Origin of the sequence: Filimonas lacunae (assembly GCF_002355595.1) — a bacterium.
Classification (GTDB): Bacteria; Bacteroidota; Bacteroidia; order Chitinophagales; family Chitinophagaceae; genus Filimonas; species Filimonas lacunae.
In genome coordinates this window covers 4,207,637-4,222,835 of sequence record NZ_AP017422.1, presented here as the reverse complement: position 1 = coordinate 4,222,835, position 15,199 = coordinate 4,207,637, and the positions used below count along the sequence as shown (strand labels likewise).

Below are 15,199 nucleotides of genomic sequence, written 5' to 3'. Positions count from 1 at the left end.
TTCAGGATTGTAAACAAAGAAGTATGAAAAAATTACTCGCAATAGCAATGGTGGCAGGAGTGATGATAACCGCCTGCAAAAAACATGACGATGTGGAAGCGCCACGCTTGTTCCGGCCAGTATCTGCCGGTGTATTGTCTGCCGATTCCAATACCATTGAAGTAGGCTGGCAAAAGATTGGGGGAGCAGTGCAATATGAACTGCAGTTAAGTAAAGATGCTTTTGCCACTGTGGATGTTACGGTGGCAACCGACACCAGTTATGCAGTGGTTACCAAACTGTTGTTTAGCCAGTTGTACCAGCTGCGGGTAAGAGCCATTGCTGCCGATACTGCCCGCAATAGTAAATGGGCTAAGCTGGGTGAGATTAAAACGTTATCGTCTATTTTAAAAACACCGGGGCTGGAAGATATTACCACCAACTCTGTTCGCATAAGGTGGAGCACTAAAGGCGCACCGGTAACAGCAGTGAAAATATTGAAAGCCGCCGATAGCACGGTGGTAAAGGAAGTAACCCTTACCGCAACGGATGTTACCAATGAGTATGTGGTAGCTACAGGTCTGGAGGCAGGCACACCGTACATCATTGTTTTGTACAGTGGCAGTGATGCCAGGGGCAGCGCCAACTTTTCTTCCAAAGCGCCTTTTGCGGGCACTATTATAGATTTATCCGGTATCACTGGTAAGCCTTCCGTTTTGCTGGATACCTTGCCCAAAGTAACATCCGGCAGCGTGATACTGTTACGCAGGGGCGAAACCTATAACATGAACGCGGGTTATGCCATAGATAAATCATTGATCATCATGAGTGCCCCCGACCTGGAAAATACCACACAGGCGCACCTGTATTTTACCAGCAACCTCAGCTTTGCTGCCGCCGCTGCCATTGATTCTGTTGAGTTTAACGATGTACACATGTATAGCGATAACTATGCTTCGCGCTATATATTCAATAACACCAACAGCGCCAATGTGGGCAAGCTCAAGTTTGTAAACAGCCGCATGGAAATATTCCGGGGTATGGTGCGGTTACAGTCCGGAACACTGAATATGGGCACGTTTGTAATAGATAACTGCATTGTAGACAGTATTGGTAACTACCAGGTGCTGAACATTGCTGCCACCTGTAAAATTGATAACATCGCTATTACCAACAGTACTATTTATAAAGTAGAGGGAGTGGTAGCCAGTGCATCTGCTGCTAACACGGTGCTGGTAGATGCCTGCACTTTTAATGAAGCGCCATTAGGTAACAGTAAAAATTATTATTTCGATTATAATACCAATATGATTGCCAATGGTATTACAGTAACCAATTGTCTGTTTGGTATTGGTAAAAACAGCGCAGGGGCGCTTACCGTGCGGGATGTGCGTATGGGAAGTGGAACGGTGATATCGCTGGCTAATAATTACCGCACATCCGATCACACATCGGCCGGTAACGATTTTCCGGTTATCACCACTTATACACGTCCATCCAACCAACTGTGGGTGGCCCCGCTGGCAGGTGATTTTAAGATAGCCGATAATGCTTTCCCCGCAAAGAACACCGCAGGCGATCCACGCTGGAGATAACACTAACACCATAAAACGATTGTATGCTATTTCTGAAAACAAAAATGCTTACAGCAGGTTGGCTAACCTGCCTGCTGTTGGGCAGCGCCCTAACGGCACAGGCGCAACTGCCTGCCTTTCCCGGTGCGGAAGGAGCAGGTATGTATACCACCGGTGGACGTGGTACGGCATCCATTCCCACCACTGTGTTGGAAGTAACCAACCTGAGTGATGATGGTTTGCCGGGTAGCTTACGGTATGCATTAACCACTACAGCCACTTACCGTACGGTAGTGTTTAGGGTGGCGGGCACTATTCATTTAACCAGCTCGCTGGGTATTAAAGCCAACACCACTATAGCCGGACAAACAGCGCCGGGCGATGGCATTTGCGTGGCAGATTACCCGGTGCATATCAGCGGAGATAACGTGATTGTACGTTACATGCGTTTCAGGCTGGGCGATAAAAACCAGCAGAAGCTGGATGCCAATGGTAACCCGGTGGACGGCAGCGGTGGTGATGATGCATTTGGTGGCACTGGCCCTAGTAACATTATTATAGACCATGTTACTGCCAGCTGGAGCAATGATGAAGCGTTGACCATTTACCGTGGCGATAATTTGACGATACAATGGTGCCTGGTGTCAGAGCCTTTGAACTATTCCTATCACTTTGAAACCGGCGATACGGATTACGAACGGCATGGCTATGGCGGTATATGGGGCGCTAAAAGAGGTACGATGCACCATAACCTGGTGGCACATTGCCGCAACCGTAACCCGCGTTTTTCGGGCATTAGCACCTATACACCTAATACAATAGGCGTAGAGAATGTAGACTTTCGCAACAATGTAATTTATAACTGGGGTATTAACACGGTATATGGCGGAGAAGGGGGGAATTATAATGTAGTGAACAACTATTACAAGTATGGCCCCAACACCGGCAGCGGTGTACGTTACAGGGTTTGTAATCCCAGTTATTCTGATAATACGCCTTATGGCAAATGGTATGTAGCGGGTAACTATGTAGATGGTTCGGCTACTAACACGGCCGATAACTGGGCGGGCGGTGTTAGTCCGCAAGGAGGCACGGCAGATATAGCCACAGTAAAAGCCACTACACCTTTTAGTCTGGGTTATCCGTTAAACACGCAAACTGCTACAGATGCTTTTGAAGCAGTATTGCAAGGGGCAGGTTGTTCCCTACCCAACAGGGATACGCTGGATGCGCGTATTGTTGCCGATGTGCGCAACCGCACCGGTGCTATTATAGATGTACAGGGTGGTTATCCGCATGGTACGCCTTATGCACAAACCGTGAATGCCTGGCCTGCGTTGAATGCCGGTAATGCTGTAACAGATACCGATCATGATGGGATGCCTGATACCTATGAAATAGCCAACGGGTTAAATGCCAACGATGCATCTGATAGAAATGCAGTTGCATCCAATGGATATACCCAGCTGGAAAATTATCTCAATAGTATTACAGGTGTAGCCACACCCACCACGCCTGTGGTGTATGCCAATGCTACTTTTACCGCGTTTGCGCAATCATTAGGCACGCCTTCTGCACAACAATCGTTAGCCGCATCGGGCTACAACCTTACTGCACCCGTTACTATTATTGCTACGGCAGGTTTTGAATTGTCGGCCAACGGAACCAACTGGAACGATACATTACTGTTAACGCCTGTGAATGCCCAGGTAGCTGCGCAGCAGATAAGCGTGCGGCTGAATGCCGTTGCTACCGGCACCTATAGCGGCTCTGTCACTATCACCAGCACGGGCGCTACAGCAACAGTACTTGCTGTGAATGGCACTACTATTAACGGCAGCCCTTTAACCGAAAACCGTAAGCAGCGTATTGGTGTTTTTCCGGTGATGGAAGGTGGGTTTGAAAATCAGGCAACCGGCAACTTGTCTACTACTGCTCCGGCGCAGGGTGTTAACCTGACACAACAGGTGTGGACCACTTCCGGCTCGGGCAGTATAGTAAAAGATGGTACCAGCCGAACCGGTAATCAATATTTCACTTATACCAGCACCAGTGCCAGCACTAAAAACCTGTATTCGCCTTCGGTAACAGACAGTGTTTTTCGCAACAGTACCAAATATATTGTACAATACTATTTTCGTGCAGCACAGCCAGCCACCGGTAATGTGGTGGGCGGCCTGCTGGCGGTGGCCGATAGCGCCAGCTTTACCACACAATACAGCACGGCTACCTGGGCCACTACCAACGGAGGATGGGCAAAGGCGGCTATGCCGTATTCGGTAAATCCTGCCTATACGCCACAGGTAGCCTTTGGTGGCATGCGTTTTAACGGCGGTGGCTCGTCTATCGTAAAGCCTTTTGATGTGGATGACCTGGTGGTTTATCCGGCCGATAACCAGGCCAGTCCTGTAGCAGATACTATGGCACCTGCCAGCGTAGATAGCGCCTGGGCAGTGGCCGATAATGCCACAGCCAGCATTACAGTGAGCTGGGCTGCACCCGCCAGTGGCACAGATGGCGGTGGGTATGTGGTAGTAAGAAATGCTACCGCTACTACACCTGCACTCAATGCCAACGGTATCTATGCCATAGGCAACAAAGCAGGCGCTACAGATACAGTGATCTATATAGGCACCGCTCATAGTTTTGTAGACAATGGCAATGTGCTGCCTGTGTTATCCGGTACTACCTATCATTATTATATATATACTGCCGATAAGGCTTTTAACTATGCACAGCCGGTGGCAACGCAGGCTGCTGTGAGCAATAGCACTACGCCCGTTAATCCCATTACGGTATATAATGCAGACAATGCCAATGTGGTGGTAGCCAAAGATGGCTCCGGTACTTACACTACCTTACAGGCTGCTATTGATGCGGCGCCTGCTGGTAGCACAGTGCCGTATGTGATATTTATTAAAAATGGTTTTTATCGCGAGAAAGTAAACGTCCCTTCCAATAAGCCTTTTATTCACCTGGTAGGGGAAAGCGCTTCCAACACTATTATCAGCTGGAACTCTTATTCCGGAAAAGTAGAGGATGGAGTTACTATAGGCACCAGCACTTCTGCTACGCTCACTGTGAAAGCGAGCGATTTTTTTATGTTAAACATTACAGTGGAAAATTCCACAGGTTATGCAGGCGATGGCCCGCAGGCTCTGGCTATTGCTGTTAATGGCGACAGATGTGTATTTACCCACTGCCGGTTTATTGGTGGTCAGGATACTTTTTATCATAGTGGTGATAATCGCCATTATCTACTGAATTGTTATATAGATGGCAATACCGATTTTATCTTTGGCTCCAGCACACTGGTGATGGATTCCTGTATCATTTTTCCGAGAGACAGGGTAGATGGCAGTGCGGGAGGTTTTGTTACGGCGGCTGCCACCTCAGCAGCAGTGAATTATGGCGAAGTATTTCGCGATTGTCTGCTTACGCAAAACAGGGGCATCACCAGTTACACCCTGGGCCGTCCCTGGCAAAACCAACCTAAAACAGCTTTTCTTAACACCCGTATGGGCACTTCTATACAACCTGTGGGCTGGAGCAGCTGGAATATAGATACCGCCAATGTGTTTTACCGCGAATACAAAACCCGCAACTTTAGCGGCGGCCCGGTAGATGTAAGCAAACGCATTAGCTGGTCTAAGCAATTGAGCGATAGTGAAGCCGCAGCTTTTTACAACAATACCAACCTGTTTGGCAGCTGGAACCCTTACACTGCATTCCCGGCTATTAATGGCCCGGTAACTGCCGAGCTGAGTGTGGCCAATTTTCGTGCACAACGCATCAGCAATGCTACGGTGATCAGCTGGAACCTGTGCTGGCCGGTGGCAGAGGTAACCTATGATGTATACAGAAGCAGTGACAGCATTCATTTTACCAAAGTGCAAACCCTATCTGGTGTGGCCGATTCAGTAGTAGCCTTTAGCACCAAAGATTCGTTACCTGCCAGAGGCACGGTGTATTACTATTATGTGCAGGCTTCCAAAGCGGGCTACGCGGCTACACGCAGCTATTATGCAAAGATTGACCCCAGTGTGCCTTTGAATGGAGATTTCCGTTCGCGGGCTTCGGGTGTATGGACTAATAACACAGGTAGTGTGAGTGTTTGGGAAAAGTATAACAGCAGCACACGTACCTGGGATTCGGTGGCATTGGGCACCAGTGCTTCGGGTAATGTAACCATTGCAACAGGGGATACCATCCGGTTGAATGCGCTGGTAGGTATCAATAATCTGACTATTGACTCCGGTGGTGTTTTTACCACAGATGGCACTGGCAGAAACCTGCGTATCAAAGGAGATGTAAACAACGCCGGGATATTTGGCGGTACAGATGCCAGCGTGAATAAGATAACGCTGGAACTGGATGGCACCAATGGGGAGTACACTATTGCCGGAGACGGTATCTATAACTTTGCTTCCATACGCGCATTAACAGGCGTGCAGGCCATCACTGCCCGCATTAAAGCCAACCTGGTGTTAAGTGGTAATTTGCAGGGTTGGTATGGCAGTGCTTCTGCTACGGATTATGGTAATAATAAAGTAACTATTCATATCGCTAAAGGTTATACGGTAAAAGCGGCGGCTTTACATAGCACTGCTGGCACTAACACCGCTGCTTCTTTTGGTAATTATACCTATGCTATAGCCGGTGTGCTGGATTTAAGCGGCAGCACCACATTGTCCGGATTGGTGCCCAACGCTACAGCCCCCAACAGCAGTATTACATTGCAGGTGTCGGGATTGTTGAAAACAGGTACACAGTTTCGTGCAGTAAGCACGACGCCTGGCAGCAATGAAGGCAAGGTGCAATTGTTCATCAGCGATTCGGGTAAGGTAGATGCCAGTAAAGCGATAAACATGTTTGAAATATTACCCCGCTTTTTTGTGGTAAGTGGCAATGGCGCAATGCAGCGTTATGTGGGCAGCAGTGCAGTCACTTATCCCGTAAGCACCGGCAGCCAGTATTATACGCCCATCATACTTACCAACAGCGGCACAGCCGGTGAATGCGTGGTTACGGTACAGGATACTATAGATTACCTGTTAACAGATACTACAGCAGCTGTGCAAAAACAATGGGGTATTCAGTGGGCTGCGGGCGCTAACATCAGCGCTACATTGAGCTGGATTACTACACAGCAGGGCAGCACGTTTGCGCCGGACGAACCGGTGAACATGTTCCGGTATAACCAGGGATGGCAGCAAAGGAAGGCTACTGTGAGTGGAAACGGAACGGTGAACGATCCTTATAAAGCCACTGCAACAGGGTGGGATAGTGCAGGTGTTTTTTATGTGGCCAACCGGCGTATCAGCTGCACACAGGTAGCAGTGGTGATACCGGATGTGGCTTCTGTATATGACTCTACCGTAACCAATACCATTTACCAGGGCTATGGAACAGGGGCGGTGACCCTGCGTGCATTAGTTACCGGTGCTGCGCCTTATGCCTATACATGGAGCAACGGTGCGGTGGCCGATACCTTAAATGTTACACAGGCGGGTACTTATTCTGTTACTATAACAGATGTGAATGGATGCAAGGCTACCGATTCCATCACTATCACCACCACTGATGTGCGCTGTGGTTTTAAAAACGAAAAAGTGCAGTTATGCCATTGCGGGCAAACGCTTTGTGTAGCACCGCAGGCGGTAAAAGCGCACCTGGCGCATGGCGATAAACCGGGAGCTTGTAAAGAACCCGCTCATGAACCGGATAAGATAGAAGTGTATCCTAACCCGGTGAAAGACTGGCTGTATGTGCGGTTTTCCAAACTCAATAAAAACGCGGTGATTCAATTGTTTAACAGCAGGGGCATATTGCTATATGCTGCCAGGGCCAATAATCAGCTGGAGCGTATTCCGGTGTACCGGTATGTTCCGGGTATTTATTATGTATTAGTAACCAATGGGGAAAGACACTTTACACAAAAAATAGTAATATTAAAATAGAAAATGTTGCCAGGAGAGACTGTTGATGGGTAAAGGTTGTTGTTGGTAACTGGTAATGGAAAAAAATATAGAACGATGATGCTATTATGGAGAAAGGCTATTGGAAGTGTTATAGTGCTGCTGGCGTGTAACCACCTGCAGGCGCAAAACCTGCCCTATCAAAACCCAAACCTTCCGGCAGAGGAACGCGCCCGTGATTTGTTAGGCAGAATGACTTTAACCGAAAAGATCAGCCAGACAATGAACGGGTCGCCTGCCATAGAACGGTTGGGTATTCCTGCTACTGACTGGTGGAATGAAGCCTTGCATGGTGTGGCCCGTGCGGGTAAAGCCACGGTTTTTCCGCAAACGATAGGACTGGCTGCTACCTTCGACACTGCTGCTGTATATACTACTTATAGCATGATCAGTGATGAAGCCCGTGCCAAGCATCATGAGTTTGTGCGCAATAACCAGTTTAAAAGATACCAGGGCTTAACTTTCTGGACGCCCAACATTAATATATTCAGAGATCCACGCTGGGGCCGTGGTATGGAAACCTATGGCGAAGATCCTTTTTTAACCGCTTCTATGGGGTGCATGGTGGTAAAGGGTTTGCAGGGAACCGGTTTGGGTAAATACGATAAAACGCATGCCTGCGCCAAGCATTATGCGGTGCATAGTGGCCCGGAATGGAGCCGCCATAGTTTTGATGCTAAAAATATTTCGCAGCGCGATTTATGGGAAACCTATCTGCCTGCATTCAAAGCACTGGTAACAGAAGCGGATGTAAAAGAAGTGATGTGTGCTTACAATCGTTTTGAAGGAGAACCCTGCTGCTCAAACAAACAGCTGCTGGTAAAAATATTACGCGAGCAATGGGGCTTTGATAATGTAATCGTTTCCGACTGTGGTGCTATCCGCGATTTCTACGCCAAAGGCAAACACGAAACCCATGCTACAGCTGAAGCGGCTTCTTCCGATGCCGTATTGTCTGGTACCGATCTGGCTTGCGATGGTTCATATGCGGCATTGGAAAAAGCAGTGAAGGAGGGATTGATCAGAGAATCGGATATTGATAAATCAGTGCTTCGTTTGCTGCGCGCCCGCATACAGTTGGGCATGCTGGATAACGATTCGCTGGTGTCGTGGAGTAAAATACCTTATTCTGTAGTGGAGAGTAAAGAACATGTGCAGCAGGCGCTGGACATGGCGCGCAAAAGCATCGTGTTACTCAGCAACAAAAACAATACGTTGCCGCTCAGCAAGTCCATTAAAAAGCTGGCGGTGGTGGGGCCTAATGCCAGTGATTCCGTGATGCAATGGGCCAATTACAATGGCTTTCCTTCGCGCACGGTTACCATACTGGAAGGTATTCAAGCAAAGCTGGGCAGTAATGCAGTAGTATATGAAAAAGGATGTGAACTGGTGAGTGATACTGTGTTTAACAGTTATATGGGAGCAGGTAGTTTTGAAGGCAAGCCCGGGTTTAAAGCCAGCTTCTGGAACACCCGCGATTTTACCGGCGCCGTAGCTGCTACTGACCAGGTGGCCAAACCTTTTAACTATGATGCAGGTGGTAATACGGTGTTTGCACCAGGTGTAAATCTTACCGATTTCTCCGCCCGTTTTGAAACGGTGTTTACCGCACCGGCCAGTGAAGAGTTGCTGTTGAAAATTGCAGCAGATGATGGCTACCGCATTCGTGTAAACGGACAAGAGGTGCTGGCATACTGGAACATAGGCAAGCAGCCACGCAAAACCTATCGCCTGCAAACCGAAAAAGGAAAAACGTATCAATTACAAATAGAATACTTTCAAAGCGCTGGCAGCGCTACACTACAATTTGATATGGGCGTGAATAAAGCCGTAGCGCCGGAACAGGTAGCTGCCCGCGTAAAAGATGCAGATGCTATTGTGTTTGCAGGAGGTATTTCGGCTGCACTGGAAGGAGAGGAAATGAGTGTGGACTTACCAGGTTTTAAAAGAGGGGATCGCACCGATATAGAACTGCCACAGGCACAAAAGAAACTATTAAAGGCATTGAAAGCCACGGGCAAGCCTGTGATATTTGTATTGTGCTCCGGTAGTACTATGGCCTTGCCCTGGGAAAGCCAGCATCTGGATGGTGTTATAGAAGCCTGGTATCCCGGCCAGCAAGGCGGCACGGCTGTGGCGGATGTGTTGTTTGGCGATTATAACCCCGCCGGACGTTTGCCATTGACCTTTTACGCTACCATCAACGACCTGCCCGATTTTGAAGATTACGAAATGGCCAAGGGCAGAACCTACCGTTATTTCAAAGGTAAACCTGTATATCCTTTTGGTTATGGTTTAAGTTACACACGTTTCACGTATGGCAAAGCTCAATTAAATAAGGCCACTGTCAAAGCGGGGGATGTCGTAACCATTCAAATACCTGTAACCAACGCAGGCACACGCAATGGCGATGAAGTAGTGCAGGTGTATATTAAAAACCTGCAGGATGCGGCCGGCCCTATTAAAACGTTGCGTGGGTTTAAACGGGTGGGTATTACTGCCGGCAAAACGCAGCAGGTAAGTATTGAATTAGGTAAGGCGGCGTTTGAGTTTTTTGATACAGAAAGTCAGGGCATGCAAGTGAAGCCGGGGAAGTATGAGTTGCTGTATGGCGGCTCTTCTGCCGATGCGGCTTTGCAGAAGCTGGCCATCACCTTACAATAGATATAGGTAAATTACTATAGTGCACGTCGCCATTACAACAGTGGCGACGTGTTTGTGTTATTACTTTTACCTACATATTTTTCAACATATTAAACGCAATATCCTTTTCTACCCGTGCTTTTTCTTCCAGCTTCTTGCGCAGGCGGTACCTGGCTTTGCGGATAGATTCGGGAGAAATGCCCTGCATGGCGGCCATTTCTTTGGTGCTCAGGCCCAGCTTGGTTAAAGCCAGCAGTCGTATTTCGGCCTGGGTTATGTCGGGCAGTTTCTCTGTAATGTTAGAGAAGAAATTTTTATATACTCTTTCAAACAGTAGCTTAAACTGTTGCCAGTCGTCTTCGGTAAGAATGGTTTGGTTGCGTAATGTTTTAAATATGTCTTCAATTTCGTGTTCAATATAATCCGGCTGGTTTTTCAGCTGCTGCATCTCGGCTTTAAACTGTTCTATCAGTTGGTTCTTCTCTACCAGTGTGTTGGCATAATCTACCAGCAGGGCTTCGTTGCTGGCATTCACGCGTTTTAAACGGTACAGTGCTTGTATAGCCACTACTATTACCAGCAGGCAAATAACAATAAGGGTGTTACGCAGTAATATGTTCCGCTTTTCTTCACTGCGCAACAGCTGCACCTGGTACTGGCTGCTTTCTTTAATCAGGTTAATTTGTATGTGCGCCTGCTGACGGGATTCTTTCGTTAGAAAAAGACTGTCGTGGTATAGCAGCAGCGAATCCTGGGCTTTTACCAAAGCAGGCAGGTTGTTTTGCTGCCGGTATACATCTGCTTTCACTTCATACATATAATTGCAGATAGTATAAATAGCTTTCAGGGTCAGCTCTTTCCGGTTGTTTTTTAATATCACCTGGGTTTGTTGCAGGTATTGCATCGTGCCGGGTATATCGTGCTGAATCAATGATATACGGGCCAGTACCGGCAGTAGCATGCAGGCGCTTTTATAATTGCCGGTGAGCATGCTTAGCTGGTAGTCTTTGAGGGTGAGTATTTTAGCCGAATCGTATTTGTGTTGCAGTAGATGGTTGTAGCCGATATTGCCGGAAACATCACCAATAAGCAAGGTGTCGTGGCTGGCTTCTGCCAGTTGCAATGCTTTGTAAAAATAATAGTAAGAAGTGTCCATACAGCAGCTGGAGCGGTATAGTAATCCCATCATATTATGCGTAAGGATAGCGGTTTCGTAATCGGGCATAGTGTATTGCAGGGCGGTACGTATATAATGCTGCGCGGTGTCAAAATCTTCATAATAATAGGCAAAGGCATAACCGAGGTCGTAGAGATAGGCGGCCATGTCGGGAAAATGGCTGATGCCTGCCTGGTTCATCTGGGTATTGGCTTTAATCAGCCTTTCCAGGCCTGCGGCATACTGGTCCTGCTTGTAATAAGAAATACCCAGCAGGTGCAGTAGGGATGGTTGCATATAAGTCAGCTTCTGTTCATTGGCCAGTTGCCAGGCTTGCTGGTAGCAGACAACGGCACTGTCGGTTTGATTGTGCCCGGTATAGTATTTTCCCATAAAAGCCCAGGCAGCAGCGCGGGTATCCGGGTCCGGTGCGTTTTGCGTCATTAGCCGGTATTGTTGCTGTGCCGCAGCAATGGGGGCGTTGGTAAAATGGCGGTAATATAACCGGTTTACATAGGGTATTTTATCTTCCTGGCGCAGATGGGAAAGGCTGTCCCTTTCCTGACCATGCAGGTTTATCTGGCATAGTAGCAAAAAAAATAATACAACAAAATCTCTCATAAGCGTACCCTTTTAGGGGCAGATAGCCGCAATTTATGGCTTTTAGCGGGAAAAGCATGGTAAATAGTTTGTCTACAAAGCGTGGACAAGGTGGTGTAAGTTTCTGTAAATGAATTTATTACAATGTCCCTTTTTAGGTTATGCTATAATTATGGTAAGTGCAGGTGGTTTCAATAGTTTGCAAATACAAACTAATTAAAACGGCACTGATTATGAGAATGTTTACACTGCAATGCAGGAAGAAAGCATGGCTGCTGGCTTTCGCTGCAATTTTTTCCGGTGGGGTAGCCACTGCCCAGTGGACGCCTACAGGAGTTAACAACGGAATTACTTTTACCGGCAATGGAAGTGGGGTTACAGCGGGAGTAGATTATCATGTTCTTGCTATGGATACTGCTACGGGCACCCTGTACTCGGCAGGGGAAGATATTGGCAACAGTTACAAAGTGATTGTAAAACGGCTGGAAGGAACGGAGTGGAAAACATTGGGCACCCCCTGGTTTTCGGTAGGGGCGGCTATTTACATCAACATGGCTATTTCCCCTTCGGGTGTGCCGCACGTGGTATACCGCGATGGTGGTGTTTTTAGTAAACTGGTGGTAAAAAAATTCAACGGCACTAACTGGGTGCTGGTAGGGAAGGAAGGATTTTCGCCCGCTAATTACGATAACGCCCGCAGCCGGCTGGCCTTTGCTCCGGATGGTACTTTATATGTAGCCTATACCGATTATGCCACAGGCATGAACGGCAAGCTTTCGGTAATGAAATTTAACGGTACGGATTGGGTGGGTGTAGGTTCGCCCGGGTTTACGTCGGGTGCAGTCAATGCCAATGATATTGCAGTGGACCCTTTGGGCAGACCACTGGTAGCTTATGGCAACGGAACCAATACCAATAAACTCAGTGTTAGCCGCTTTAACGGCACTGCCTGGGAAATAGTAGGTACTGATGGATTTACGGCATCCTCTGCATTGAATGGCGCTATGACCTTAGACAAGTCAGGTAACCCCTGGGTGGTTTTTGCCGATGCCACCCGCAGCAACCGCCTTACAGTAATGAAGTACGACGGCAGCGCCTGGGTAACAGTGGGTAATGCCGGTTTTACCACAGGTATTCTTAGTACACACGTGGTGTACCATATGTGTAGCATTATAGTAGATAACACCAATAATCCCGTAGTCACTTTTGCAGATGCCAGTAATGGCGGTAAAGTATCGGCTATGCGTTTTAACGGCACTGACTGGGTGCTGTTAGGTGATGCCGGTTTTTCAGGTGGTAACAGTAATAAATGTGTGGAATTGCTGCGTTATAAAAACTGGATCTATACCGGCTTTGCCGATGTTACTACCTGGCAGGGACGTATTATGCAGTATAAACTATGTGAAGCGCCGGATGTGCCCACGATAACCGCAGATAAAAGTAAAGTGTGCCTGGGAGATGCGGCTACATTGCGCATAGGCAGCGGTGCATTGAATGATGCGGCGGAGTGGAGCTGGTACACCGGTTTCTGTGGCGGAACGGCAGCAGGTACAGGGGCTTCCATCACCGTAATGCCTACTGTAAACACTACCTATTATGTACGTGCCACCGGTGGTTGTGCCGATGAACAAAGCTGTGTGCCGTTTGCGGTGCAGGTGGCTGATAAACCGGAAACACCGGTAATTACGCAACAAACCAATGGCTTGTTAAGCAGCAGTGCCATCAATAATCAATGGTATGTAAATGGTGGGGCTATTAACGGAGCCAATGCATCCTTATATACGCCTGCTGCCAGCGGCAATTACACCGTAGTGGTTACCAATAGTGATGGATGTTCCAGTGTATCCCTGCCTTTTACAGCTACTGTAGGCACCAACCTGTCTAACGAACAGGTAATGTTGTTGCCTAATCCGGTTCACGATCATGTGAAAGTGCAGTTTAGCAAAATCATTCCCCAGGTGTTTATTAATATCATCAGCCTGGACGGAAAGCTGATCACTACTGCACGTTTTAACAATATAAACGCAGCCACCCTCGATACCAGGGCTTTACAACCCGGCGTGTACCTGGTGCGTGTGTTTAGCGACGATGGATCTTCCCAGATACTGCGTATGATCAAGGGCAATTAACTATTGTTTTATCTGCAAAAATGAATAACATGATTACCAAAAATATTACTGCTTTATTATTGATACTGCTGGCTGGCGGCACCTGGGCCGGCGCACAAAACCAGCAGGTGGTTACTACCTCTGTGCCTTTTTTACGTGTATCGCCCGATGTAAGAAGCAGTGGGATAGGTGATGCGGGCATTGCCACTACCGCCGATGCGTATTCGGTATACCGCAACCTGGCTAAAATACCTTTTGCTGCTAAACCAGCTGTCGTTGCCGCTTCTTATACTCCATGGCTGCAAAAGGTGAGTAATGGTGTATACCTGGCTGCTGCTACCGGTTATTATCAGCTGGATAACGAATCGGCAGTAGGTGGTTCTATCCGTTATTTTAATATAGGTACTGCACAGTATGCCAATGAAAACGGCGATCTGCTGGGCACGCATAAACCTTATGACATGGCTATTGATGCGGGTTATGCCCGTAAGCTTTCGGATAAATTCGGCATTGGTGTGGCCTTGCGTTATATACGTTCTTCTATCGCATCGGGTGCTATTAATGGCGACACCTATAAAGCAGGCAGTGCTTTCAGCGCCGATGTTTCTTTGTATTACAACGGAATCAATGCACAGGGTAGCGGCTTCCTGGGAGGTTTAACGCTTACTAACCTGGGTACTAAAATCAGCTATACGCAACAAGCCAATGCAGGCGGCTTATTACCTGCCAACCTGGGCATAGGTGGTGGCTACCAGATTACAGATGATGCTTACACCGTAGCATTCACTGCCGAAGTGAATAAGCTGTTAGTACCTGTGGCGGATGACGAAACTGATAAAACAGGCTATGTAAAAGAAAGTGTGATGCAAAGCTGGACAAAATCGTTTAACGCGGCTGGTTGGAAAACCCTGCAATACAGCGCAGGTGTGGAATGGGGCTGGAACCAGACCGTGTTTCTGAGAGGGGGGATACTGGCCGATGGCAGCAGGCGCATGGCAGGGGATGATGGCATGCATCTTACGTTTGGTGCAGGACTGCATTACCAGGCTATGCAACTGGATGTGTCTTTTTTATCTGCTAAAGGCTATGGTGGCAATGCTTTGCCGGCAGCCAATACGTTACGGCTGGGACTGGCCTACAGCTTTGCCGCTTCTAAATAAT

6 protein-coding genes are annotated in these 15,199 nt (G+C 47.8%); 5 read left to right on the top strand and 1 reads right to left on the bottom strand.

Annotation, left to right across the window (positions count from 1 at the left end):
- Positions 1-23: 23 nt before the first annotated feature.
- The 3 genes from FLA_RS16795 (at position 24) to xyl3A (ending at position 10,195) form a co-directional block, all read left to right on the top strand.
- Positions 24-1,574, top strand: a complete 1,551-nt coding sequence (locus FLA_RS16795; RefSeq protein ID WP_084206451.1) for a DUF5123 domain-containing protein — start codon at positions 24-26, stop codon at positions 1,572-1,574.
- A 23-nt stretch (positions 1,575-1,597) separates the two neighbouring features.
- Entirely contained in the window at positions 1,598-7,513 is a 5,916-nt protein-coding gene (locus FLA_RS16790; protein WP_076381505.1) for a pectinesterase family protein, read from the top strand.
- Positions 7,514-7,588: 75 nt separating this feature from the next.
- Positions 7,589-10,195 carry a xylan 1,4-beta-xylosidase gene (gene xyl3A / locus FLA_RS16785; protein ID WP_231940275.1) on the top strand — a complete coding sequence of 869 codons (2,607 nt, stop codon included), beginning with the start codon at positions 7,589-7,591 and terminating at the stop codon, positions 10,193-10,195.
- Between the two features lie 70 nt (positions 10,196-10,265).
- On the opposite strand, the gene FLA_RS16780 is transcribed toward xyl3A, so the two are convergent.
- Positions 10,266-11,951 (bottom strand): helix-turn-helix transcriptional regulator, encoded by a 1,686-nt coding sequence (locus FLA_RS16780; protein ID WP_076381506.1) that lies wholly within the window; start codon positions 11,949-11,951, stop codon positions 10,266-10,268.
- A 212-nt stretch (positions 11,952-12,163) separates the two neighbouring features.
- Here FLA_RS16780 and FLA_RS16775 point away from each other — a divergent pair, with 212 nt between their 5' ends.
- Together FLA_RS16775 and porV are read left to right on the top strand one after the other, a co-directional pair.
- A complete protein-coding gene (locus FLA_RS16775) occupies positions 12,164-14,059 on the top strand; it encodes an Ig-like domain-containing protein (protein ID WP_084206452.1) in 1,896 nt (631 codons plus the stop codon).
- Between the two features lie 29 nt (positions 14,060-14,088).
- On the top strand, positions 14,089-15,198 hold the full coding sequence (gene porV, locus FLA_RS16770; RefSeq protein ID WP_076381595.1) for a type IX secretion system outer membrane channel protein PorV: 1,110 nt from the start codon (positions 14,089-14,091) through the stop codon (positions 15,196-15,198).
- Position 15,199 lies beyond the last annotated feature (1 nt).